The following is a 25306-nucleotide window of genomic DNA, read 5'->3' on the forward strand; positions in this document are numbered from 1 at the left end:
GTCCGCTCGGTGCGCCGGGGTGGCCGCCGTACCCGCCCTGCTGTCCGCCGGGGTGGCCGGGGGCCCGGCCGGGACGGGCACCCTGACCCTCCCGGCCGTACTCGGGCGCGGGGCGGTGGGCCGGGTCCGGACCCGGGTGGTGGGGCGCGGGCGGCGCGGCGCCGGGCGCCTCCTCCTCCGGCCGCGGCGAGGTCTTGCGCCCGGTCAGGGCCAAGAACACCTCGTCCAGGCTGGGCAGTTGGGTGCTGATGTTGGTCAGCCGGAAGCCGTAGTGGCCCACCAGGCCGATCACCTGTGTGAGCTGCTCGTCCCCGACGATCGGCACCTGTACGACGCCCTCGTCCAGATCGAGCGTGGCGTCGGCCGCGCCGACGATCCCGGACTGCGCCAGCGCGCCGAGGATGTGGTGGATCTCCTCCTTCACCAGCGGCTCGATGCGCAGGGTGCGCCCGCCCACCTTCGCCTTGAGCTCGGCGACCCTGCCCTCGGCGATCACCAGGCCGCGGTCGATGACCGTCAGATCGCTGGCGAGCTGCTCGGCCTCCTCCATGTACTGAGTGGTCAGCAGCACCGTGGTGCCCTCGCTGGTCATCCGCTTGACCTCCTCCCACACCTCGTTGCGGGTGCGGGGGTCCAGGCCGGTCGTCGGCTCGTCCAGGTAGAGGACCTGGGGCCGCCCGATCATGGAGGCGGCGAGGTCCAGCCGCCGGCGCATGCCGCCGGAGTACTGCGCGGCCGGGCGCTTGGCCGCCTCGGTCAGGGAGAAGCGCTCCAGCATCGCGTACGCCCTGCGGCGGGCGTCCTTGCGGCTGAGGTCCAGCAGCCGCCCGATCATGTAGAGGTTCTCCCAGCCGGAGAGCTTCTCGTCGACCGAGGCGTACTGGCCGGTGAGCCCGATCACCCGGCGCAGCTGGCGGGGTTCGCGAACGACGTCGTAGCCGGCCACGTGGGCGGTGCCGCCGTCCGGGACCAGCAGGCTGGACAGGCAGCGCACCAGAGTGGTCTTGCCCGCGCCGTTCGGCCCGAGGACGCCGTGCACGCTCGCCTCGGCGACGGTGAGGTCGACGCCGTCCACCGCCCGGGTCGGACCGAAGTGCTTGACCAGGCCGCGTACTTCGATCGCACCGCCGCCCCGGGGCGGAGCCGTCAGGCCCACCGTGCCGGTACCACTGTTGCCCACCATGGGGGCATCCTCGCAGCGGCCACCGACAAACGACCGACAGCCCTCCCCCGAAGTCGAGGGGAGGGCTGTCGCGGTGCACGGGATCGACCCGGTGTGTGCGCCGATGAACTGAATCGGCGCACACGCACTGGACCGGCGTGGCTGTCGGGCCGACGTGAGTGTCGGGCGGGTGCGGCCGTCCGGCCGGGTCGGGTCCTCCCGTGCCCTGCCGGTGTCACCCGCGCCCCGGCCGCATCAGTGGAAGGTGTGCTCCTCGGCCGGGAACGCGCCGCCGGCCACGTCCTCGGCGAACGCCTTGGCCGCGTCCCCGAGCTGCTCCCGCAGTCGGGCGTACTGCTTGACGAAGCGCGGCAGCCTGCCGTCCGTCATACCGGCCATGTCCGCCCACACCAGGACCTGCGCGTCCGTCTGCGGGCCCGCGCCGATACCGATGGTGGGGATGGACAGCGAGCGCGTCACCTCGGCGGCCAACTCGGCCGGCACCAGCTCCAGCACGACCGCGCACGCGCCCGCCTCCTGGGCCGACTTCGCGTCGTGCAGCAGACGGTGGGCGTCCTCCTCGGCGCGGCCCTGCACCCGGTAGCCCATGGTGTTCACGGACTGCGGGGTGAGCCCGAGGTGGGCCATGGCAGGGATGCCGGCCGACACGATCAACTCGGTCTGCGCCAGCGAGCGTTCGCCGCCCTCCAGCTTCACCGCGCCCACCCCGGCCTCCTTGACGAGCCGGGTGGCGCTGCGCAGCGCCTGGGTCGGCCCCTCCTGGTACGAGCCGAACGGCAGGTCCGCGACGACCAGCGCGCGGCTGGTGCCGCGCACCACCGAGGCGGAGAGCATGGTCATCTGGTCGAGTGTCACGGGCACGGTCGTCTCGTACCCGAGCTGGCAGTTGCCCGCCGAGTCGCCGACGAGGAGCACCGGGATACCGGCCTCGTCGAAGACGTTCGCGGTCATCGCGTCGTAGGCCGTGAGCATCGGCCACTTCTCGCCACGTTCCTTGGCAAGGACGAGGTCACGCGCGGTGACCCTGCGCTTGCGCCCGGTGTGGACTCCTCCGTAGAGCGCCTTGCTGCTGTCGGCAGCCGTTTGGGCATGCGTCATTGCACTGGCTCCTGTGTTCTCGTCTCGAGGCGCCCCTACGGCGTCCCCGGATCTCCTGCCATGGTGACATCGGTGGGAACGGCGTGGAAGGGGCTGCGCCACACACCCGCCGCCGAGCGGCGCAGACCGGCGCGCGGTGACCGAGGGTTCCAAGTGGCGCCCTACGCACGCTGCGTTGATGACAGAGGGTCACTGAAATTCTTGGCGTGAAATACGTGCTCGCGGAACCGTCGCGGATCAGTTGCCCGCAGCCGGAACCTTCGTGTGCCCCGTACTCGTCATGAGCGGGGAACGGTCCGTCGCGAGGCGGGGCGCGCACGTTTTCTGGAGGAGCCGGCTGTGGCGTACTCTTCGCGAGTGGTCGCCAGGTCCCGGGTCCTCCCGGTCGCCCCCCGCATTCGCCCGGTCGGCCGCCGGCAGTACCCGGGTAAGTGAGGACAGCGCATGGCAGGGGTGGACACCACGGGGGTGGGTTCGGTCGGCACCGACCAGCCCGAGGTGGGCGGCAGGGGCGCTTCGCGGCTCGGCTGGCGGGCCGGTGTGTGGCGTCGCGGCAGGATTCTCGCCGTTCTCGCCCTGCTGTTGGGGCTCCTCATCGCACTGCACTCCAAGGTGCCCAACGCGATCGGCAGTCTCGGCAGCCTGCTGGAGACCTTCCTTCCCTGGTGCGGCATCGGCATCGTGCTGCTGCTGGGCTGTGCCCTGCTGCGGCGTTCGGCGACCGCGCTGGTGGCGCTGCTCGTGCCACTGCTGATCTGGCTCAACTTCTTCGGCGGTCTGGTCACCGACAAGACCGGCGGCGACGGCGGCGAGCGCGGACTGACCGTCGTCACCCACAACGTCGACGCCGACAACGCCGATCCGGCGGGCACCGCCGAGCAGTTGGCGTCCTCCGGCGCGGACGTGCTGGCCCTGGAGGAGCTGCCCTCGGCCAAGGCCTCCTCCGCCTACACCGAGTCCCTGGCAGCCGACTACCCGCACCACGCGGTGCGCGGCACCATCGGCCTGTGGAGCAAGCACCCGGTGACCGACGTCCGGGAGGTCGACATCAAGATCGGCTGGACCCGGGCGATGCGTGCCACGGTGGCCACCCCGCACGGCGACATCGCGGTCTACGTCGCCCATCTTCCGTCCGTGCGGGTGGAGTTCAAGGCGGGCTTCACCGCCGGTCAGCGCGATGACGCGGCCGAGGAGCTGGGGCGGGCCATCGCCTCCGAGCAGTTGGAGCGGGTCGTACTGCTCGGCGATCTGAACGGCACCATGAACGACCGCGCGTTGGCCCCGGTGACCTCCCTGATGCGTTCCACCCAGGGGGCCTCGGGGGCGGGCTTCGGCTTCAGCTGGCCCGCGGCGTTCCCGATGGCGCGGATCGACCAGATCATGGTCAAGGGGCTGGAGCCGGTCTCCTCCTGGACGCTGCCGAGAACGGGCAGCGACCACCTGCCGGTCGCCGCCTCCGTGGAGCTGTAACCGGCCAATCGGCCCCGGGTCGGTCCGCCCCTCGGGTGCGCCCCCGCCCCCGCTCTCTGTGTGCGGGGGCGGTCGTGTGTGCGGGAGCGGGGGAGCGGCGTGTGCGGGGTGTGAGCCGCCGCGTCCGGCCTTGGCTCTCGGTGCGGCCTCCCACTGTGATCCTCGCCGCTTGTGGCCCTTGGTGTGCGCGGCGGGGAACAGGCACGTGAGAGTATTTGTTCCGCGAGAGAACATAACCTCGCCCGCCTCCCTCCGAGAACCCGAAGGAACAGCCATGCCTCTGGCCCTGCTCGCCCTGGCGGTCGCCGCCTTCGGCATCGGGACCACCGAGTTCGTGATGATGGGCCTGTTGCCCGCGGTCGCCGAGGACCTCGGCACCTCGGTGCCCACCGCCGGCCACCTCGTCTCCGCCTACGCGATCGGTGTCGTCATCGGCGCACCGCTGCTCACCGCCGCCGGGGTGCGTGTCCCGCGGCGGCGCATGCTGATCTGGCTGATGGCGCTCTTCGCCGTCGGCAACCTCGCCTCCGCACTGGCACCGGGGTACGGCACCCTGCTCGCCGGCCGGGTGCTGGCGGGACTGCCGCACGGTGCGTTCTTCGGCGTCGGCGCGGTGGTCGCCGCCCAGCTCGTCGCCCCGGAGCGGCGGGCCCGCGCGGTGGCGACGATGTTCCTCGGGCTGACCGTCGCCAACATCTTCGGCGTCCCCGCCGGTACGGCGCTCGGCCACGAACTCGGCTGGCGGGCCACGTTCCTGGTGGTCACCGCGATCGGGCTGCTCGCCATGGCCGCGCTCTGGGCGCTGGTGCCGCGCCTGCCGCTGGAGCGCGGAGGCGGACTCGGCGGCGAGCTGCGGGCGCTGGCCAACCGCCAGGTCGTACTCGGCCTGCTCACCGCGGTGTTCGGCTTCGCCGGGGTGTTCGCGGTCTACAGCTACCTGGCCAAGACCGTCACCGAGGTGACCGGACTCGCCGACTCCTCCGTCACCTGGGTGCTCGCCCTGTTCGGCATCGGCATGACCTTCGGCGCCTTCGTCGCGGGACCGCTCACCGACCGCGCACTGCGCCCGACCCTCTACGGATCGCTGGCCGCCCTCAGCGTCGTGCTGGTGCTCTTCCACTACACCGCCCACCACACCTGGGCGGCGCTGGTGACCGTCACGGTCATCGGTGCGGTGGGGTTCATGACCACCACCCCGCTCCAGATGCTGGTGATGAACAGCGCCCACGCCGCGCCCACCCTCGCCTCCGCCTCCAACCACTCGGCCTTCAACCTGGCCAACGCCGCCGGCGCCTGGCTCGGCGGCGCGGCGATCTCCGCAGGGTGGGGCTGGACCTCACCGACCCTGGTGGGCGCCGGACTTGCCCTGGTGGGACTGGTCATCGCCCTGGTCGCGGGCGCCCTGGACCGGGGCGGACGCCCTCGTGTCTCGCGCATCGTCGGCCGCAGCCCGATCCGGCGGAAGGCCGCGGCCCACGCCGACATCCGGTAACCCGCCGGCCGGCCGTCAGCCGCCGGTCGCCACCGCCGGTCGTCAGCCGTCACCGCCGGTCGCCACCGCCGGTCGCCACCGCCGGTCGTCCGTCGCCACCGTCAGCCGTCACCGCCGGTTTTCAGCCGTCGGGCGGGTGGGGTGCGGAGTTCCCGGGCGCCCGCGGGCCGACGGGCGGAGTCGACCGCCGGGGGCTGCTCAGCGCCGGGATGTCGGGGTGGTCGCGCAGCGCCGCCACCACCGCCGTCACCGCGGCGCGCTGGGTGGTGGTGCGGCGTACGGCGAGGGAGACGTTGCGGTACGAGGGCGGGCTCAGCTCGCGGGTGACGACCGCGTGCTCGGGCGTCACCGCCAGCGACGGCAGCAGCGTCACCGAACCGTCCGACTCCACGTGCTTGAGCTGAAGCAGATAGTTGTTGAAGCGGCACACCACCCGCGGCTCGAACCCCGCCTCCCGGCAGAGCCGCAGGGTCAGTTCGGCCATGTACGAGCGCGGCCGGTCGCAGGCCCACCGCTCCTGGGCGCAGCTCGCCAGGCCCACCGCTGCGGTGCGGGAGGTCAGCGGGTGGCCGCGGGGGAGCACCAGCACCACCGGGTCGGCGCCCAGCGGCGTCACCTCCAGGTCCGTCTGCCAGGAGAGGTCGCCGTAGTCGGCGGTCGTCACCACGACGTCCGCCTCCTGGGAGCGCAGCGCCTGCGCGCTCTCGTGCGGCTCCAACTCCAGCAGTTCGACGCGGAGTCGGGGGTGCGTGACGGCCAGCCGACGCACCGCGGGGACGGCGAGCGGATAGACGGCGCTCTGGAAGAGCCCCAGTCGCACGGTGCCCACCGGCTCCTCGTCGATGGCGCGCAGCTCGGCCTCCAGCTCGGCCATGTCGTCCAGGATGTCCCTGCCGCGACGGGCCAGCAGCAGCCCCGCCGGGGTCAGCCGCACCCGTCTGCCCACCCGCTCCAGCAGGGTGGAACCGGTCTCCCGCTCCAGCACCGCCAGTTGCTGGGAGACGGTGGAGGGGCTCAGATGGGTGGCCTCGGCCACGGCGCGCACGGTGCCCAGCGTCTCCAGCAGGCTGAGCAGGCGCAGGCGTCCGGAGTTCAGCACCCCGGCATCGTACGGTCCCCGCGGCCGGCGATCCGTACGGCTGCGCCGAACAGACTCGTCGAAACTGTGCGATGGACGTGTGCGGGCGGTCTTCCTATGGTCGGGGCATGCCTCCTCACGCAGCAGACGCCGCCCGACACCTCGTCCGCTACAGCGGCCGGGCCGATTTCTCCCCCGAGCTCGTGGTGCGTGCCTCCGGCACCACGATCGTCACCGAGACCGGCCGGGAGCTGCTCGACTTCACCTCCGGCCAGATGAGCGCGATCCTCGGCCACTCACACCCGCGCATCGTGGAGACCGTGCAGCGCCAGATCGCCGAACTCGACCATCTGCACAGCGGGATGCTCAGCCCGCCCGTGGTCGAACTCTCCCGCCGCCTCGCCGAGTCGCTGCCGGACCCGCTGGAGAAGGTGCTGCTGCTCACCACGGGCGCCGAGTCCAACGAGGCCGCCGTGCGGATGGCCAAGCTCGTCACCGGCAAGCACGAGATCGTCTCCTTCGCGCGCAGCTGGCACGGGATGACGCAGGCCGCCGCCAACGCCACCTACAGCGCCGGGCGCAAGGGCTACGGCCCGGCCACACCCGGCAACTTCGCCCTGCCCGTGCCCGACCGCTTCCACCCCGATCTGCTGGGCGCCGACGGCGAGTTGGACTGGCGGCGCCAGCTCGATCTGGGCTTCGACCTGATCGACGCCCAGTCCGTCGGCAGCCTCGCCGCCTGCCTGGTGGAGCCGATCCTCAGCTCCGGCGGTGTCGTGGAGCTGCCGCCCGGCTACCTCGCGGCGCTCGCCGCCAAGTGCCGCGAGCGCGGGATGCTGCTGATCCTCGACGAGGCGCAGACCGGGCTGTGCCGCACCGGCGACTGGTACGCCTTCGAGCACGACGGCGTCGTGCCCGACATCCTCACCGTCTCCAAGACCCTCGGCGCCGGCCTGCCGCTGGCCGCCGTGGTGACGACCGCCGAGATCGAGCAGCAGGCCCACGACCGCGGCTTCCTCTTCTTCACCACCCATGTCGCCGATCCGCTGCCGGCCGCCGTCGGCAACACGGTGTTCGACGTGCTGACCGAGGAGGGCCTGGAGGTGCGCGCCCGCAAGTCCGGCGCCGGGCTGCGCGCGGGGCTGGAGCGGTTGATGGAGCGCCACGAGGTCGTCGGCGACGTACGCGGGCGCGGGCTGCTGCTCGGTGTCGAGCTGGTCGCCGAGGGCGAGGGCGCCACCGACCGGCTCGGTGCGGCGGTGACCCAGCGCTGCTACGAGCTGGGGCTGCACATGAACATCGTCCAACTGCCGGGCATGGGCGGGGTGTTCAGGATCGCGCCGCCGCTGACGGCGACCGAGGAGGAGCTGGAGCGGGGCGTCGACCTGCTCGACCGCGCACTCGGCGACGTGGCCTGAGCCGGGCGCCCGCGCCGGGACCGGCCCGGGCGCACCGCGACCGGCCGCGGCGCACGCCCCGCAGGGGCGTACCGCGGCCGGTGGGGTCGTTCTGCGCACGGGACCCGGCCCGACCGGGGGCGGCGGGTCTGCGGAGGTCAGTCGGCCGACTCCCGCCAGCGGTTGGTCAGCGGCAGTCGGCGGTCCTTGCCGAAGCCCTTGGCCGAGATCTTCGTCCCCGGCGGGTACTGCCGCCGCTTGTACTCCGCGGTGTCGGTCAGCCGCAGCACGCGTGTGACCAGCTCGGGGTCGAAGCCCTGCGCCGCGATCTCCTCGGCGCCGCGGTCGCGGTCGACGTACAGCTCCAGGATGCGGTCGAGCACCTCGTAGTCGGGCAGCGAGTCGGTGTCGACCTGGTCCGGGCGCAGCTCGGCGCTGGGCGGTTTGGTGATGGAGTTCTCCGGGATGGGCGGGGTCTCGCCGCGTTCGAGTGCCGCCTCGTTGCGGCGGCGGGCCAGGGCGAAGACCGTGGTCTTGTAGACGTCCTTGATCGGCCCGTACGCCCCGACGGAGTCGCCGTAGAGCGTCGAGTAGCCGCAGGCCAGCTCGGACTTGTTGCCCGGGGCGAGGACGATGTGGCCCTCCTGGTTGGACAGCGCCATCAGCAGGGTGCCGCGCAGCCTGGACTGGAGGTTCTCCTCGGCCAGCCCGGTCAGCCCCAGCGCCTCCATGTACGCGGCGAACATCGGCTCGATCGCGGTGGTGCGCAGCCGCAGACCGGTGCGTTCGGCCAGTTCGGCGGCGTCGTCGCGGGAGTGGCCGGAGGAGTAGCGGGAGGGCATGGAGACGCCGTACACCTGCTCGGGGCCGAGCGCGTCCACGGCGATGGCGGCGACCAGCGCGGAGTCGATCCCGCCGGAGAGGCCGATCAGCACCGAGCGGAAGCCGTTCTTGGTGACGTAGGCGCGCAGGCCGGTGACGAGGGCGGTGTAGATCTCGTCCAGATCGCCGAGCGGGGGAGCGAGGCCGCCGGTGTGCTCGGCCTCGTAGCGGGGCAGCGGGTCGGCGCTCAGCGTGCGGTGGTCGATGCGCAGCCCGTCGGCGACCACGCCGCTCGGCGGCCGGGGCGCCGCCGCGGGCAGCTCCAGGTCCAGCAGGACGCAGTGCTCGGCGAACTGCGGCGCGCGGGCGAGGACTTCGCCCTCGGCGTCCACCACGATGGAGTCGCCGTCGAAGACCAGCTCGTCCTGTCCGCCGGTCATCGCGAGATAGGCGGTGGTGCAGCCGGCCTCGCGGGCGCGCCGGCGGACCAGCTCCAGCCGGGTGTCGTCCTTGTCTCGCTCGTAGGGCGAGGCGTTGACCGACAGCAGCAGCCCGGCGCCCGCCTCCCTGGCGGCCGGCACCCGGCCGCCGTCCTGCCACAGGTCCTCGCAGATGGCCAGCGCCACATCGACGCCGTGCACCCGGATCACCGGCAGGGTGTCCCCGGGGACGAAGTAGCGGAACTCGTCGAAGACGCCGTAGTTGGGCAGGTGGTGCTTGGCGAAGGTGAGCCGGATCTCGCCGCGGTGCAGCACGGAGGCGGCGTTGCGCGGGGCGCCGGCGGGGCGGCCGTACCGGGGCCGCTCCTCCTCGGCGCGGTCCAGGTGGCCGACGACCACGGGCACCTCGCCCAGGCCCTCGGCGGCGAGTTCGGCGGCCAACTCCCGCACCGCGGTGCGGGAGGCCTCGACGAAGGACGGACGCAGCGCGAGGTCCTCCACCGGGTAGCCGGTGAGGGTCATCTCCGGGAAGGCCACCAGATGCGCGCCGTCGGCCACCGCCTGCCGGGTGCGGCGCAGCACGGAGGCGCGGTTGCCGTCGAGGTCGCCGACGGTGGAGTCGATCTGGTTCAGGGCCAGGCGTAGTTGAGGCACGGGGACAGACTAACCGTCACTTTGACGTTATGGGGGGTCCGGGCGGAGTGACCTCCGCGACGCGGTGCCTACGGCGGGATTTCCGATGCAGGTGGGAGCGGTTTCGCGGCTCTTCTCCGGCCGTCGGGGAAGTGCGAACACTGCCCGAACTCCTTGTGCCGCAAGCGTGTTGGGCTGTGAAGGAACGGTGACGCTCTCGTCGCAAGCTCCATGAAATCCCCACCCGGAAGTCTCTTGTTCTGCCCGCGTCAATCGGGTGAGGTGGATCACGTTCGGGAGCCGCGGTGCGGGCCCCCGGACGGCGAACAGCTCGCTGAACGCACCCCCCACAGCGCCACCCCCACATCAGGAGGCTTCTTCTCCATGGCAGGTTCGCGTACCCACAACAGACGCCGCGCTTCCCTCACCATCGCCGCGGCGGTCGCCGCCGGCGCGATCGGCCTCGCCGTCGCCCTCCCCGCCAACGCCGCCAGCTCGGCGCCCGAGGGCACCATCGTCGGAGCGAGCTCCGCCGACGCGATCGACGGCAGCTACATCGTGACGCTCAAGCAGGGCCAGATGAAGGCCGGTTCGGCCGACGGCAAGTCCCTGATGGGCAAGTACGACGGCAAGGTCACCCAGACCTACAAGGCCGCGCTCAACGGCTACGCCGCCGAGCTCGACGCCTCGGACGCCAAGAAGCTCGCGGCCGACCCGGCCGTCGACCAGGTCTTCGCCAACCAGAAGGTCAGCATCAACGGCACCCAGGCCAACCCGCCGTCCTGGGGCCTGGACCGCATCGACCAGGCCGAACTGCCCCTGGACGACAGCTACACCTACCCCGACAGCGCGGGCGCCGGTGCGACCGTGTACGTCATCGACACCGGTGTGCACATCAGCCACGAGGACTTCGGCGGTCGCGCCGTCCACGGCTACGACGCCGTCGACGACGACGACGATGCCAGCGACGGCAACGGCCACGGCACCCACGTCGCCTCCACCGCCGCGGGCTCCGCGTACGGCGTCGCCAAGGAAGCCGACATCGTCGGCGTCCGCGTGCTGGACGACAACGGCTCCGGCACCACCGCCGGCGTCGTCGCCGGTGTGGACTGGGTGACCCAGAACGCCGACGGCCCCTCCGTCGCCAACATGTCGCTGGGCGGCGGCGCGGACGCGGCGCTCGACCAGGCCGTGGAGAACTCCATCGCCGCGGGCGTCTCCTACGCGGTCGCGGCCGGCAACTCCTCCGCCGACGCCGCCAACTTCTCGCCCGCCCGCGTGGACACCGCGATCACCGTCGGCGCCACCGAGCAGACCGACAGCCGTGCCACCTACTCCAACTACGGCTCCGCGGTGAACATCTTCGCCCCGGGCTCCGGCATCACCGCCGCCTGGCACACCGGTGACACCGACACCAACACCATCTCCGGCACCTCGATGGCCTCGCCGCACGTCGCCGGCGTCGCCGCGCTCTACCTCGCGGACAACCCGGACGCCGCCCCGGCGGACGTCTCGGCCGCGCTGGAGGGTGCCGCCACCGAGGGTGTCGTCGGCAACCCGGGCAGCGGCTCGCCGAACCTGCTGCTGCGCGTCGTGCAGTAACGACTCCACCCCGGGCGCCGCACGCCCGAACCGCGCAGTGGCCAACTGCGCACCCCAGCACCGCAGTTCGGCCCACGCGAGCCTCGCGTGGGCCGAACCGCGTCCCGCCGCGATCCGGACCGGCCGTCCGCGCGCGCAACACCCCGACAGCCCGTGGGGCGTACGCAATGCGCCGGAAACCGTGTGGTGGGATGCTCAGGTGCGCGGCCCAGCCCCCGGCAGCCGCTCGTAGCAGGTCTGACCAGCGACGATGGGTGAATGGCGACAATGGACAAGCAGCAGGAATTCGTACTGCGGACGCTGGAGGAGCGGGACATCCGGTTCGTCCGCCTGTGGTTCACCGACGTACTCGGCTTTCTGAAGTCCGTCGCCATCGCCCCCGCCGAGCTGGAGCAGGCGTTCGACGAGGGCATCGGCTTCGACGGCTCCGCCATCGAGGGCTTCGCCCGCGTCTACGAGTCCGACATGATCGCCAAGCCCGCGCCCAGCACCTTCCAGATCCTGCCCTGGCGCGCGGAGGCACCGGGCACCGCGCGGATGTTCTGCGACATCCTGATGCCCGACGGATCCCCCTCCTACGCCGACCCGCGCTTCGTGCTCAAGCGGATGCTCTCCAAGACCTCCGACCTCGGATTCACCTTCTACACCCACCCCGAGATCGAGTTCTTCCTGCTCAAGGACAAGCCCGTCGACGGCAGCCGGCCCACGCCCGCCGACTCCTCCGGCTACTTCGACCACACCCCGCAGAACGTCGGCATGGACTTCCGCCGCCAGGCGATCACCATGCTCGAATCCATGGGCATCTCGGTCGAGTTCAGCCACCACGAGGGCGCCCCCGGCCAGCAGGAGATCGACCTGCGGTACGCCGACGCGCTGGCCACCGCCGACAACATCATGACCTTCCGCCTGGTCATGAAGCAGGTGGCCCTCGAACAGGGCGTGCACGCCACCTTCATGCCCAAACCCTTCTCCGAGCACCCGGGTTCGGGAATGCACACCCACCTCTCGCTCTTCGAGGGCGACCGCAACGCCTTCCACGAGTCCGGCGCCGAGTACCAACTCTCCAAGGTCGGACGCTCGTTCATCGCCGGACTGCTGCGCCACGCCGGCGAGATCGCCGCCGTCACCAACCAGTGGGTCAACTCCTACAAGCGCATCTGGGGCGGCACCCAGCGCACCGCCGGCGCCGGCGGCGAAGCGCCCTCCTACATCTGCTGGGGCCACAACAACCGCTCCGCGCTCATCCGCGTCCCCATGTACAAGCCCGGCAAGATCGGCTCCACCCGCGTCGAGGTGCGCTCGCTGGACTCCGGCGCCAACCCGTACCTCGCCTACGCCGTGCTGCTCGCCGCCGGACTCAAGGGCGTCGAGGAGGAGTACGAGCTGCCGCCCGGCGCCGAGGACGACGTCTGGGCGCTCACCGACGCCGAACGCCGCGCCATGGGCATCTCCCCGCTGCCGCAGAACCTCGGCGAGGCCATCGACCTGATGGAACGCAGCGAACTGGTCGCCGAGACACTCGGAGAGCACGTCTTCGACTTCTTCCTGCGCAACAAGCGCCAGGAGTGGGAGGAGTACCGCTCCGAGGTCACCGCCTTCGAACTGCGCAAGTCGCTGCCCGCGCTGTGACGAACGACCCGACCCGACCCGACCCGTACCGCGGCCAGCGGGGCGGCGACTCCGGCGGGCGCCGCCGCAGCGCCTCCACCCGGCTGCTGCGCTACGGATTCAACGACCCCGCCACCGCCGCCCGGCTGCTGGCCACCGAGGAACTCGGCGAACTGGGCACCGACGCCGTCCTGTTGGACGCGCTCGGCGCCACCGCCGACCCCGATCTCGCCCTGCTCGGGCTGATCCGGCTGGTCGAGGCCCAGCCCGACGAGACGGCCCGCCGGACCCTGCTGCGCACCGTGGGCTCGGCCAAACCGCTGCGGGACCGGCTGCTGGGCGTCCTCGGCGCCTCCGAGGCGCTCGGCGACCACCTCGCCACCCACCCCGAGGACTGGCACACCCTCGCCGTCTACGAGTCCGCCGACCTCAACCCCGGGGTCGCCGACTTCGAAGCCGCCCTCGCCGACGTACGGGACCCCGACGCCCTGCGCGTCGGCTACCGGCGCGCCATGCTCACCATCGCCGCCCGGGACGTCTGCGGCACCGCCGACTTCGTGCAGAACGCCGCCGAACTCACCGACCTGGCCACCGCCACGCTGCGCCGCGCCCTGGCCCTGGCCGAGGCGGACGCCCCCGAGGACGCCGCCGCCTGCCGGCTCGCCGTCATCGCCATGGGCAAGGCCGGCGGGCGGGAGCTGAACTACGTCTCCGACGTGGACGTCATCTTCGTCGCCGAGGCGGTCGGCGACACCGAGGAGGCACCGGCCGTACAGGCCGCGACCCGGCTCGCCGCCCATCTGATGCGGATCTGCTCCGACACCACCGCCGAGGGCACCATCTGGCCGGTGGACGCCAACCTCCGCCCCGAGGGCCGCAACGGGCCGCTGGTGCGCACCCTGGCCAGCCACCTCGCGTACTACCAGCGCTGGGCCAAGACCTGGGAGTTCCAGGCGCTGCTCAAGGCCCGTCCGGTGGCGGGCGACGAGACGCTCGGCGCGGCGTACTGCCAGGCGCTGGAACCGATGGTCTGGCAGGTCTCGGAACGGGAGAACTTCGTACCCGACGTTCAGCAGATGCGTCGCCGGGTCATCGCCGAGATCCCCGCCGGCCAGCGCGAGCGCCAGCTCAAGCTCGGCCCCGGCGGGCTGCGGGACGTCGAATTCGCCGTACAGCTCCTGCAGTTGGTGCACGGCCGGGGCGACACCACACTGCGCAGCTCCACCACCCTGGTCGCCCTCGACGCCCTCGCCACCGGCGGGTACGTCGGACGCCAGGACGCCGCCGCCCTCGACGCCTCCTACCGCTTCCTGCGCACCATGGAGCACCGCATCCAGCTCCACAAGCTGCGCCGCACGCATCTGGTGCCCGAGGACGAGGCCGATCTGCGCAGGCTCGGACGAGGCGTCGGGTTCCGCGCCGAACCCGTCACCGAGCTGACCCGCGCCTGGAAGCGCCACGCCTCCGTGGTGCGCCGCCTCCACGAGAAGCTCTTCTACCGCCCGCTGCTGGACGCCGTCGCCCAACTCGCCCCCGGCGAGGCCGGACTCAGCCTGGACGCGGCCCGGCTGCGGATGGAGGCGCTGGGCTACGCCGACCCCTCCTCCGCCCTGCGGCACCTGGAGGCACTGGCGTCCGGCGTCAGCCGCAAGGCCGCCATCCAGCGCACCCTGCTGCCCGTACTGCTCGGCTGGTTCGCCGACTCGGCGGACCCGGACGCCGGACTGCTGAACTTCCGCAAGGTCTCCGACGCCCTGGGCAAGACGCCCTGGTACCTGCGACTGCTGCGCGACGAGGGCGCCGCCGCCGAGAACCTGGCCCGAGTGCTCTCCGCCGGCCGCCTCGCGCCCGACCTGCTGCTGCGCGCCCCCGAGGCGGTCGCCCTGCTCGGCGGGCCGGAGGGCCTCGCACCCAGGGGCCGCCGCGCACTCACCCAGGAGGTGCTGGCCGCCGTGCGCCGGGCCGACAGCGCCGAGGCCGCCGTGGACGCGGCCCGAGGAGTGCGCCGCCGCGAACTCTTCCGCACCGCCGCGGCCGACCTCATCGGCGCGTACGGCACCGAGGGCGTGCCCGCGCACGAGGACCCCGCGCCCACCGTCGACCGGGTCGGCGAGGCCATCTCCGACGTCAACGCCGCCGCGATCGCCGGCACGCTGCGCGCCGCCACCAGGGCCCGCTGGGGCGACGAACTGCCCACCCGTTTCGCGGTGATCGGCATGGGCCGCTTCGGCGGCCGCGAGATGGGCTACGGCTCGGACGCGGACGTCCTCTTCGTCCACGAGCCCAGGGAGGGCGTCGAGGAGGGCGAGGCCAACAAGGCGGCGTTCGCCGTGGCGACCGAGCTCCAGCGACTGCTCCAGCTCCCGAGCTCGGACCCGCCGCTGCTGATCGACACCGATCTGCGGCCGGAGGGCAAGTCCGGTCCGCTGGTGCGCACCCTCAGCTCCTACCGGGCGTACTACCGGCGCTGGTCAGCGGTCTGGGAGAGCCAGGCACTGCTCCGGGCCCGGCCGGTGGCCGGCGACGAGGAGCTCGGCGCGCGGTTCATCGAGCTCGTCGACCCGCTGCGCTATCCCGAGGACAGGCCGGGCGAGGACGCGGTGCGCGAGATCCGCCGCCTCAAGGCGCGGATGGAGGGCGAACGGCTGCCCCGCGGCGCCGACCCCACCACCCACGTCAAGCTCGGGCGCGGCGGACTCTCGGACGTCGAGTGGACCGTCCAGCTGCTCCAGCTGCGCCACGGCTCCCGCGTCCCGCAGCTGCGCACCACCAGCACCCGGCCCGCGCTCGCCGCCGCCCTGGAGGCCGGACTGATCGACGCGGAGGACGCGGAGGTGCTGGACGCCGCCTGGCTGCTGGCCACCCGGGTCCGCAACGCAGTGATGCTGGTACGGGGCCGCCCCGGCGACACCTTCCCGTCCGAGGCGAGAGAGCTGGCGGCGGTCGGCCGTTACCTCGGCCACGAGCCGTCCTCCTCCGCCGGGCAGGCGGAGATCGGGGCCAGCGGCGAGGTGCTGGAGGACTACCGCCGCACCACGCGCCGGGCGCGTGCGGTGGTCGACCGGCTCTTCTACGAGGACTGAGCCGGCGGCGGACGCGCGGTGGGGCGGTGCGGGATCTCCCGCACCGCCCCACCGCGCGTCCGCCGCCCGCCGCCCGCCGTCCGCGGCCTGCGGGTTCTGCCGGTTCTGTGTGCCTGCGTCTACGGCTTCTCGGGCTCTCCCTCGGTGTGCGCACCCACCGCCGAGGCGCCCACCGGCGTACGGCCGCCGCGCTCGGAGAGGCCGGTGTGCTGCGGGTGCTCCACCTGCTCGCCGCGCTCGCGCTGTGCGCGCCCGGGCGCCGGCACGCTGACAGCGGCCGGTACGGGCTCCTTCGGCGCGGGCTCCCGGGCCGGCTCGGCCTCCGCAGGGGCGGGAGACGTCGCGGCCGAGGTCTGCGGCACAGCCGCCGTCTCCTCGGACTCTCCCCGCCGGGTGCCGGACTCCGTGCGCTCGGCGAACGTCGCGGGCAGCTGCTGCGGATGGGCGCGGAACCACCAGCGGGCGAGGCCGAAACCGAAGCCGAGGCAGAGCAGACCGCCGACCGCGTCCAACCAGAAGTGGTTGGCGGTGGCGACGATCACGACCAGCGTCACCGCGGGGTAGAGCACACCGAGCACCTTGACCCAGCGGCGCTTGGCCAGCAGCAGGATGATCACCCCGCACCACGCCGACCAGCCGATGTGCATCGAGGGCATCGCCGCGTACTGGTTGGAGACGTTCGCCATGTCGCCGGAGGCCATCGAGCCCCAGGTGCCGTGGACGACGACGGTGTCGACGAAGTCCATGCCGTCCATCAGACGGGGCGGCGCCAGCGGGTAGAAGTAGTAGCCGACCAGGGCCACCGCGGTGGTCGCGAAGAGCGCGGTGCGCACTGCCGCGTAGCGCCCCGGCTGGCGGCGGTAGATCCACACCAGCACGGCTATGGTCACCACGAAGTGCAGCGTCGCGTAGTAGTAGTTCATGCCGACGATCAGCCATGTGACGTCGTTGAACGCGTGGTTGACCGTGCGCTCGAAGGCCAGGCCCATGGAGTCCTGGACGTCCCAGATCCAGCGGGCGTGGTTCTGCGCGGTGGCCTCGTGCTCCGGCACCGCGTTGCGGATGAGCGAGTAGACCCAGTAACTGACGCCGATCAGCGCGATCTCGAACCAGATGCGCGGCCGGCGCGGCGAGCGGTCCCGCAGCGCGCGGCGCACCTTCCGCCCGAGCGCACTCGGAACTCCCCCCGGCTGTGACGCCTGTTGTTCGGCGTCCGGCATCGCAATGGCCACCCGTTCTTCATCCCCAGGTCTCGTGGTCGGTGCCCCCATGACGGATCAGTCTGCCAGACCGGCCCGTTCCTCCGATCATCCCCCAGGTGGGTCTTCCTCGCCTGCTCTCCTCCGAAGGTGCCACTGGCTCCCCCGACTTCTGACAGAGGCCGTGCAGCGGCGTCAGAGGCGGCGATGTGCGGTCCGGGCAGAGGCAGTTGAACCGCGTACGACAAGCTCGGGATGGAAGACGAACTCGGTGTGCGGCGTCGGCGTACCGCCCACGTCCTCCAGCAGCGCGCGCACCGCCGCCTGCCCCATCGCGGTGACCGGCTGTCGAACGGTGGTCAACGGCGGGTCGGTGAATGCGATCAGCGGGGAGTCGTCGAAGCCGACGACCGACAGCTCGCGCGGTACGTCCAGTCCGGCCTGGCGCGCCGCGCGCACGGCGCCCAGCGCCATCATGTCGCTCGCGCACACCACCGCGGTCGCGCCGCGGGCGAGCAGCGCGCCCGCGGCGGCCTGGCCGCCCTCCAGCGTGTACAGGGAGTGCTCGACCAACTCCTCGGCGTCGCCACCGGTCAGGCCGAGATGCTCGTCCACGGCGGCGAGGTATCCCTCGCGCTTGCGCTGGACCGGGACGAAGCGGGCCGGACCGAGAGCGAGCCCGATCCGCTCGTGCCCGAGGGAGGCGAGGTGGCCGACGGCCAGATGCATCGCCGCGCGGTCGTCCGGCGAGACGAACGGGGCGCGCACCGCGGGGGAGAAGCCGTTGATGAGGACGAACGGCACCCCCTGGGCGCGCAGTTTCTCGTAGCGCTGGGTGCCTGCGGTGGTGTCGGCGTGCAGACCGGAGACATAGATGACGCCCGCGACGCCGCGGTCGACCAGCATCTCCGTCAGCTCGTCCTCGGTGGAGCCGCCGGGGGTCTGGGTGGCGAGCACCGGGGTGTAGCCCTGGCGGGTCAGCGCCTGCGAGATCACCTGGGCGAACGCCGGGAAGATCGGGTTCTCCAGCTCGGGCGTGATCAGGCCGACCAGCCCGGCGCTGCGCTGCCGCAGCCGCGGAGGGCGCTCGTATCCCAGGAGGTCGAGCGCGGTGAGTACGGACTCCCGGGTGGCCGCGGCGACGCCGGGCTTGCCGTTGAGCACTCGGCTGACCGTCGCCTCGCTGACCCCCGCCTGGGATGCGATGTCGGCCAGTCGTGCGGTCACATCCCGGACTGTACCGGCCGTATCGTCCGCTGCCTACAGCGAGTTGCCGCCTGTGGCTGAGGGTTCCGCCGGGGTGTGCGGCGGGGTGCGGGACGGGGGTGGGTCGGCTCGGGGTGCGGGTGTGGGTGCGGACTGTGCGGGACGGGGAGGTGCGGCGGGGTGCGGGTGCGGGTGCCGGTGCCGGTGCGCGGCGAGGCGTGCGGAGGTGTGGGGGCTGTGTCTGTGCGCTGCGGGGACGGGGGGGTGCCGGGGGGTGCCGTGATCGTTCTGCCGCGTCGTGACGAATGTCTTGCAGAAAATTGCCGCAAAGTCTTTCGGATGGCTTGCAGCCCTGTTAATTTCCTCGCAGCCCGGCGCCGCGAAGGTGCGGCCCGTGGGGAACTGGGCGATGCGCCGCGTGCTGGAAGCCGGCAGCGTACGGCCCCCCAAATCGGGCGAATCACTGGAGGACTTGATCATGCGGCGTGGGATAGCGACCACCGCGGTGGTTGTGGCAGTGGCACTTGCGGCAACGGCTTGCGGGGGCGGCGACAGCGACAACCAGTCCGGTGGTTCCGGCGAGATCGCGGGGACCGTCACCTTCTGGGACACCTCGAACGAGGCCGAGCAGGGCGTCTACAAGAAGATCGCCGAGGACTTCACCAAGAAGCACCCCAAGGTGAAGGTCAAGCACGTCAGCGTGGACTTCGGCGAGGCGAACAACAAGTTCAAGAACGCCGCGGGCGGCAACGCCGGCGCACCCGACGTGATGCGCACCGAGGTCGCCTGGGTCGCCGACTTCGCCAACCTCGGCTACCTCGCCCCGCTGGACGACACCCCCGCCGTCGACGGCAAGGACGACTTCCTCGAAACCGCCTGGGGCAGCACCCAGTTCGACGGCAAGACCTACGCCGTGCCGCAGGTCACCGACACCCTGGCGCTCTTCTACAACAAGCGCCTGCTGAAGAAGGCCGGCGTCGAGGTGCCGGAGTCGCTGGCGGACATCAAGCGCGACGCCGGGAAGATCAAGGACAAGACCGGCGCGACCGCGCTCTACCTGCGCGGCGACGACCCGTACTGGTTCCTGCCCTACCTCTACGGCGAGGGCGGCGACATGGTGGACGCGGACGCCAAGAAGGTCACCATCGACCAGGCTCCCGGTGTCCGGGCGTTCGAGGAGATGAAGTCCCTGGTCGACTCCAAGGCGGCCATCACCGACCTCTCCGACGGCTGGGACAACGGCCAGTCCGCCTTCAAGAACGGCGACGCGGCCATGCAGGTCAACGGCCCCTGGGCGATCGAGGACTCGCTGGCCGGCAAGGAGTTCAAGGACAAGGACAACCTGGGCGTCGCCGCGGTTCCGGCGGGCGACAAGGCGCAGGGCTCCCCGCAGGGCGGCTGGAACCTCTCGGTCTACGCCGGCTCCAAGAACCTGGACGCCTCCTACGAGTTCGCCAAGTACATGGGCTCGGCCGAGGTCCAGGAGCGCACCACCAAGGAGCTGAGCCTGCTGCCGACCCGCAAGTCGGTGTACGAGACGGAGTCGGTGAAGAACAACGAGATGGTGGAGTTCTTCAAGCCCGCCGTCGACAAGGCGGTGCAGCGCCCCTGGATCGCCCAGGGCAACTCGCTCTTCGAGCCCATCAAGGTCTCGCAGCAGGAGGTCCTCTCCGGTCGCACCTCGCCGAGCGACGCGGCCAAGGACGTCGGCAAGGCTTACCGAAAGATTCTGAAGGACTGGAAGTAGCCCACGACGGCCCTGTGGGGATTGCTCCCCGCAGGGCCGGCCGGGACGGTGTGTGCGCCCGCGAGACCTGACAGCCGCGGGCGCACACACCGCGACGCGCGGCCCATGCCTCTCGGCCCGGCGGCCGACCGGCCCCGGACCAAGGCGCGCACCGGCTACGGGCGTTGCACAGCAGCAGGCGTGAGAAGTGCGCGCGGCCGCACGCGGACAGCGGCGGCGGCGCGCACCCGAGACCGGGAAGGACGACCCGACACGTGGCGAAGACCATGCAGTCGGCGGCGCAGACCGACGAGGCCGACGAGGACTCCGGCGGCCCGCCCCGCAAGGGCAGGGCCAAGGGCGGCGGGGGAGCCCCCGGGCCGCTGCGCCGCACCTTGAGCAGGCACTGGTACGCCTGGACGATGATCGCCCCGGTGGCGCTCGTGATCGCGGTGATCGTCGGCTACCCGCTGGCGCGCGGTCTCTTCCTCTCGCTCACCGACGCCAACGAGGCGAACGTCGAGCGGACCATCGGCGTCAACACCATCGAGGCCACCTACGAGTTCGTCGGCCTCGACAACTACTCGGCCATCCTCGGCGACAGCATGTTCTGGGGCCGGCTGGGGTGGACGGTCCTGTGGACCGTCGCCTGCGTCAGCCTCACCTTCGCCATCGGCCTGACGCTGGCCAACATGCTCAACCGCAAGGTGCGCGGGCGTGCGGCCTACCGGATCGCGCTGATCCTGCCCTGGGGCATCCCGGCCTTCGTCTCGGTCTTCGCCTGGCGGCTGCTGTTCAACGAGCGCAACGGCCTGTTCAACGCGGTGCTCGACGGCGGCGGCGTCGAGGGCATCGCCTGGCTGGGAGACCCGACCTGGGCCAAGGTCTCGGTGATCGCGGTCAACGTCTGGCTCGGCGTTCCGTTCATGCTCGTCGCCACGCTCGGCGCGCTCCAGTCCATCCCCGGCGAGCTGTACGAGGCCGCCGAGATGGACGGCGCGGGACCGTGGCAGCGGTTCGTCAACATCACGATGCCCGGCATCCGCGCGGTCAGCTCCACGGTGATCCTGCTCAGCACCATCTGGACCTTCAACATGTTCCCGGTGATCTACCTGCTCACCAGGGGCGGGCCGGGCGACTCCTCGGAGATCCTGGTGACCTACGCGTTCCGCCTCGCCTTCCTCGAGAGCCCGCGCGACTTCGCGACCTCGGCCGCCTGGGGTGTCATCATCCTGCTGCTGCTGTCGGCCTTCGCCGTGGTCTACCGCCGTGTCCTCCGCAAGCAGGGAGAGGTGTGGTGAGCACCATGAACACCCCACATACCAGCACCGATTCGACCACCGGCCGCGCCACGAGCACCGACCGCGGCGACAGCGCCCGGAGCGTCGCAACCGGCACGAGCGGGAAGCAGAAGAGGCCCGCCCGTCCCGCGGAGTCCGGCCGACGGCACCGGCGCGGCCCGCTGGCGTCCTTCGGGCTCCACGGCGGCCTGCTGCTGGCGGCGTTCATCGCGGTCTTCCCGCCGCTGTGGCTGCTGGTGACCTCGTTCAAGCCGAACTCGGACGCCTTCACGCTCGACCTGGTGCGGAACTTCACCTTCGACAACTACAGCCACGTCATCGCCGACACCCACTTCCTGGACTGGTTCGGCAACTCCCTGCTGGTCGTCCTCGGCACCACCGTCATCGGTGTGCTGATCTCCTCGACCACCGGCTACGCGCTCAGCCGCTTCCGCTTCCCCGGGATGCGTCCGCTGATGTGGACGCTGCTCATCACCCAGATGTTCCCGATGGCGGTGCTGATCGTGCCGCTGTACAACCTGATGGCGCAGTTCGGCCTGCTCAACCAGCCGGTCGGACTGATCATCACCTATCTGACGATCGCGGTGCCGTTCTGCGCCTGGATGATGAAGGGCTTCTTCGACACCATCCCGGTCTCCATCGACGAGTCCGGGCGGGTCGACGGCCTCAGCCCGTTCGGCACGTTCTGGCGGCTGATCATGCCGCTGGCCAAGCCGGGTCTCGCGGTGACCGGCTTCTACACCTTCGTCACCGCCTGGGCGGAGGTCGCCTACGCGACCGCGTTCATGACCGGCGAGGAGAACCTCACCCTCGCGGGCGGACTCCAGACGTTCGTCAACCAGTACTCCGCCGACTGGGGTTCGATGACCGCGGCGGCCGTGATCATCGCCGTACCCGCGGGGATCGTCTTCGGTTTCGCCCAGCGCTACCTGGTCTCCGGAATGACCGCCGGGGCGGTGAAGTCGTGAGCGGACCGATCCGGCCGAGACCCGTCCGGCCCCGAACAGTCCCGAACTGACCGCGCCGCCTCACCGGCGGCCGGCGCGCCGCACCTTGCCGACACCACACTCTCCAGGGATGCCATGACCCAGCACCTTGCCGCACCGGCCACCCCCGCAGCGAACGCCGCGACCACCACGGCGGAGCCCGCCGCGACGTCCGCCTCGAACCCCGCCGCGGGCGGTGTGCCGCAATGGTGGCGCGACGCCGTCATCTACCAGGTCTATCCGCGATCCTTCGCCGACGGCAACGGCGACGGAATGGGCGACCTCGCCGGTGTCCGCCGGCGGTTGCCGCATCTGGCCGAACTCGGCGTCGACGCCGTCTGGTTGAGCCCGTTCTACGCCTCGCCGCAGGCGGACGCGGGGTACGACGTCGCCGACTACCGCGCCATCGACCCGATGTTCGGCGACCTCGCCGACGCCGACGCGCTGATCGACGACGCCCACGGCCTCGGCCTGAAGATCATCGTCGACCTCGTCCCCAACCACTCCTCCGACCAGCACCAGTGGTTCCGGCAGGCGCTGCGCGAGGGGCCCGGCTCCCCGCTGCGGGACCGCTACCACTTCCGCACCGGCAAGGGACCCGGCGGCGAACTCCCGCCCAACGACTGGGAGTCCATCTTCGGCGGCCCCGCCTGGACCCGCACCACCGATCCCGACGGCACACCCGGTGACTGGTACCTCCACCTCTTCGCGCCCGAGCAGCCCGACTTCAACTGGGACCACCCCGCCGTCCACGACGAGTTCCGCTCGGTGCTGCGCTTCTGGCTCGACATGGGCGTGGACGGCTTCCGCATCGACGTCGCCCACGGCATGGTCAAGGCCGAGGGCCTGCCCGACATGGGTCGCGGCGAACAGCTCAGGCTGCTCGGCAACCAGGTCCTGCCCTTCTTCGACCAGGACGGCGTCCACGAGATCTACCGCTCCTGGCGCACCGTGCTGGAGGAGTACGGCGGCGGGCGCATCGGCGTCGCCGAGGCGTGGACTCCCAGCGCCGACCGCACCGCCCTCTACCTGCGCCCCGACGAGCTCCACCAGGCGTTCAACTTCCACTACCTGGGCACCGACTGGGACGCCGCGGCGCTGCGCGCGACCGTCGACGAGTCGCTGGACTCCATGCGCACGGTCGGGGCGCCCACGACCTGGGTGCTCTCCAACCACGACGTGGTGCGCCACCGCACCCGCTTCGGCGGTCTCGCCCGCGCCCGCGCCGCGTCGCTGCTGATGCTGGCGCTGCCCGGCTCGGCGTACGTCTACCAGGGCGAGGAGCTCGGACTGCCCGAGGTCCTCGACCTGCCAGACGAGGTGCGCCAGGACCCCTCGTTCTTCAAGGACAACGGCCAGGACGGGCTGCGCGACGGCTGCCGGGTGCCGCTGCCGTGGACGGTCGGGGGCAGCTCGCACGGCTTCGGCGAGGGCGGCAGCTGGCTGCCGCAGCCCGAGGGCTGGGGCGAGTTGAGCGTCGAGGCCCAGCAGGGCGATCCGGACTCCACCCTGGAGCTCTACCGCGCGGCGCTCACCATCCGCCGCGACCACCCCGACCTCGGTGCGGGCGACGCGGTCCAGTGGCTGGCAGCGCCCGAGGGCGTGCTCGCCCTGCGGCGCGGCGCCTTCCTCTGCGCGGCCAACACCACCGGCGCGGCAGTGCCGTTGAGCACGGTGGACGGGCTCCCGCCCGAGCGGCGCACCCTGCTGGCCAGCGGCCCCTTCGCCGACGCCGACGGCCTGCTGCCCGCCGACACGGTCGTCTGGTGGACCGTATGACCTCGCTCGACACCGACCGCGTCCCGGACCCGGCACCCGCCGTGTCCGGGCGCGGTGTGTCGACCGCCCGCCTCGCCGACATCGCGGCCCAGGCATCGGTGAGCGAGGCGACGGTCAGCCGCGTCCTCAACGGCAAGGCGGGGGTCGCCTCCGCCACCCGGCAGAAGGTCCTGGCAGCGCTCGACGTGCTCGGCTACGACCGTCCCGTACGGCTGCGCCAACGCAGCGCGGGACTGGTCGGGTTGGTCATCCCCGAGCTCACCAACCCGATCTTCCCCGCCTTCGCCCAGGTCATCGAGCAGTCGCTCTCGGGCTACGGGTACACGCCGGTGCTCGGCACCCAGATGCCCGGCGGCGCCACCGAGGACGAGCTGGTCGACCAGCTCGTGGAACGCGGCGTCACCGGCATCATCTTCCTCTCCGGACTGCACGCCGACCTCTCCAGCGACCCCGCGCGCTACGACCGGCTGGCCGGTCGCGGCGTACCGTTCGTGCTGGTCAACGGGTACAACGAGGCGGTCGCCGCGCCGTTCGTCTCGCCCGACGACCGGGCCGCGGCCCGGATCGCGGTGAGGCATCTGACCGATCTGGGGCACCAGCGCATCGGACTGGCGGTCGGCCCGGCCCGGTTCGTGCCCGCAGCCCGCAAGGCCGAGGGGTTCGCACGGGCGTTGGAGGAGACGGGTGCCCAGGGGGAGGTGCGGCACACGCTGTTCACCGTCGAGGGCGGCCACGCCGCCGCCGGCGCTCTCCTGGACGCCGGCTGCACCGGCATCGTCTGCGGCAGCGACCTGATGGCGCTGGGAGTGGTGCGGGCCGCGCGGGAGCGGGGACTGGACGTACCGCGCCGGCTGTCGGTGGTCGGCTACGACGACTCCGAACTGATCGCCTTCACCGATCCGCCGCTCACCACGGTGCGTCAGCCCGTACGGGCGATGGCCAACGCCGCGGTGCAGACGCTGCTGGAGGAGATCGGCGGATCGCCGGTGCCGCACGCGGAGTTCGTCTTCCAACCGGAGCTGGTGGTGCGCGCCTCCACGGCGGCGGCGCGGTAGTCCGTCGAAGCGGGCGCGGGAAGTGCGCCGGGGCGCCGGGAGCGCCGGGTTCGCGCTTCCGGGGCGGTCCGGCGCCGGAGCCGTGACATGCGTGCGGGCACGCACCGAGGAGGGTCGGTGCGTGCCCTGCGTCGCGCCGGTGCCGGTC

The 25306-nt window shown here is 72.0% G+C and carries 16 protein-coding genes and 1 pseudogene; 11 read left to right on the plus strand and 6 right to left on the minus strand.

Translation table 11 applies throughout. The features are described from left to right. Positions 1 to 172: 172 nt before the first annotated feature. Positions 173 to 1183 (minus strand): annotated as a pseudogene (locus MTQ01_RS09220) (ATP-binding cassette domain-containing protein); the annotation flags it as partial. A gap of 234 nt (positions 1184 to 1417) precedes the next feature. Next, the gene (gene panB / locus MTQ01_RS09225; RefSeq protein WP_247488457.1) at positions 1418 to 2281 is read right to left on the minus strand and encodes a 3-methyl-2-oxobutanoate hydroxymethyltransferase; all 864 of its coding nucleotides are present in this window, start codon (positions 2279 to 2281) and stop codon (positions 1418 to 1420) included. Between the two features lie 444 nt (positions 2282 to 2725). Here panB and MTQ01_RS09230 point away from each other — a divergent pair, with 444 nt between their 5' ends. Both MTQ01_RS09230 and MTQ01_RS09235 read left to right on the plus strand, forming a co-directional pair. Beyond that, positions 2726 to 3751, plus strand: a complete 1026-nt coding sequence (locus MTQ01_RS09230; protein WP_247488459.1) for an endonuclease/exonuclease/phosphatase family protein — start codon at positions 2726 to 2728, stop codon at positions 3749 to 3751. Between the two features lie 274 nt (positions 3752 to 4025). Next, positions 4026 to 5243 (plus strand): MFS transporter, encoded by a 1218-nt coding sequence (locus MTQ01_RS09235; RefSeq protein WP_247488462.1) that lies wholly within the window; start codon positions 4026 to 4028, stop codon positions 5241 to 5243. Positions 5244 to 5364: 121 nt separating this feature from the next. Here the strand turns inward: MTQ01_RS09235 and MTQ01_RS09240 are convergent, their stop codons facing one another. Continuing rightward, positions 5365 to 6342 (minus strand): LysR family transcriptional regulator, encoded by a 978-nt coding sequence (locus MTQ01_RS09240; protein WP_247488464.1) that lies wholly within the window; start codon positions 6340 to 6342, stop codon positions 5365 to 5367. Between the two features lie 107 nt (positions 6343 to 6449). Between MTQ01_RS09240 and MTQ01_RS09245 the strand changes: the two genes are divergently transcribed. Further along, positions 6450 to 7739 (plus strand): aspartate aminotransferase family protein, encoded by a 1290-nt coding sequence (locus tag MTQ01_RS09245; protein WP_247488466.1) that lies wholly within the window; start codon positions 6450 to 6452, stop codon positions 7737 to 7739. Positions 7740 to 7876: 137 nt separating this feature from the next. On the opposite strand, the gene MTQ01_RS09250 is transcribed toward MTQ01_RS09245, so the two are convergent. Beyond that, positions 7877 to 9634: an NAD+ synthase gene (locus MTQ01_RS09250; protein WP_247488468.1), complete on the minus strand. Its 1758-nt coding sequence runs from the start codon at positions 9632 to 9634 to the stop codon at positions 7877 to 7879. 363 nt (positions 9635 to 9997) lie between these two features. Here MTQ01_RS09250 and MTQ01_RS09255 point away from each other — a divergent pair, with 363 nt between their 5' ends. The 3 genes from MTQ01_RS09255 (at position 9998) to MTQ01_RS09265 (ending at position 15906) form a co-directional block, all read left to right on the plus strand. Further along, positions 9998 to 11215, plus strand: a complete 1218-nt coding sequence (locus MTQ01_RS09255; protein WP_374207668.1) for a S8 family peptidase — start codon at positions 9998 to 10000, stop codon at positions 11213 to 11215. A gap of 267 nt (positions 11216 to 11482) precedes the next feature. Beyond that, a complete protein-coding gene (gene glnA / locus MTQ01_RS09260) occupies positions 11483 to 12844 on the plus strand; it encodes a type I glutamate--ammonia ligase (protein WP_211038345.1) in 1362 nt (453 codons plus the stop codon). After that, the gene (locus tag MTQ01_RS09265; protein ID WP_247489167.1) at positions 12841 to 15906 is read left to right on the plus strand and encodes a bifunctional [glutamine synthetase] adenylyltransferase/[glutamine synthetase]-adenylyl-L-tyrosine phosphorylase; all 3066 of its coding nucleotides are present in this window, start codon (positions 12841 to 12843) and stop codon (positions 15904 to 15906) included. The genes glnA and MTQ01_RS09265 overlap by 4 nt, the downstream gene beginning before the upstream one ends. A gap of 119 nt (positions 15907 to 16025) precedes the next feature. Here MTQ01_RS09265 and MTQ01_RS09270 read toward each other — a convergent pair whose 3' ends face one another. Together MTQ01_RS09270 and MTQ01_RS09275 are read right to left on the minus strand one after the other, a co-directional pair. Continuing rightward, positions 16026 to 17132: a phosphatase PAP2 family protein gene (locus MTQ01_RS09270; RefSeq protein WP_374207698.1), complete on the minus strand. Its 1107-nt coding sequence runs from the start codon at positions 17130 to 17132 to the stop codon at positions 16026 to 16028. 168 nt (positions 17133 to 17300) lie between these two features. Further along, a complete protein-coding gene (locus MTQ01_RS09275) occupies positions 17301 to 18332 on the minus strand; it encodes a LacI family DNA-binding transcriptional regulator (RefSeq protein WP_247488471.1) in 1032 nt (343 codons plus the stop codon). A gap of 457 nt (positions 18333 to 18789) precedes the next feature. Between MTQ01_RS09275 and MTQ01_RS09280 the strand changes: the two genes are divergently transcribed. From MTQ01_RS09280 to MTQ01_RS09300, 5 genes are all read left to right on the plus strand, one after another. Next, entirely contained in the window at positions 18790 to 20058 is a 1269-nt protein-coding gene (locus tag MTQ01_RS09280) for an extracellular solute-binding protein (RefSeq protein ID WP_247488473.1), read from the plus strand. A gap of 266 nt (positions 20059 to 20324) precedes the next feature. After that, positions 20325 to 21338 (plus strand): carbohydrate ABC transporter permease, encoded by a 1014-nt coding sequence (locus MTQ01_RS09285; protein WP_247489169.1) that lies wholly within the window; start codon positions 20325 to 20327, stop codon positions 21336 to 21338. 5 nt (positions 21339 to 21343) lie between these two features. Beyond that, complete coding sequence (locus MTQ01_RS09290) at positions 21344 to 22306, plus strand: sugar ABC transporter permease (protein ID WP_247488476.1); 963 nt, start codon at positions 21344 to 21346, stop codon at positions 22304 to 22306. Between the two features lie 114 nt (positions 22307 to 22420). Further along, positions 22421 to 24103, plus strand: coding sequence for an alpha-amylase family glycosyl hydrolase (locus tag MTQ01_RS09295; protein WP_247488478.1), 1683 nt, complete (start codon positions 22421 to 22423; stop codon positions 24101 to 24103). After that, the gene (locus MTQ01_RS09300; RefSeq protein WP_374207670.1) at positions 24091 to 25158 is read left to right on the plus strand and encodes a LacI family DNA-binding transcriptional regulator; all 1068 of its coding nucleotides are present in this window, start codon (positions 24091 to 24093) and stop codon (positions 25156 to 25158) included. Before MTQ01_RS09295 ends, MTQ01_RS09300 begins: the two co-directional genes overlap by 13 nt. The last annotated feature ends 148 nt before the right edge of the window (positions 25159 to 25306 follow it).

It is taken from the genome of Streptomyces sp. XM4193, from assembly GCF_023072595.1.
In the GTDB taxonomy this organism is placed as follows: domain Bacteria; phylum Actinomycetota; class Actinomycetes; order Streptomycetales; family Streptomycetaceae; genus Streptomyces.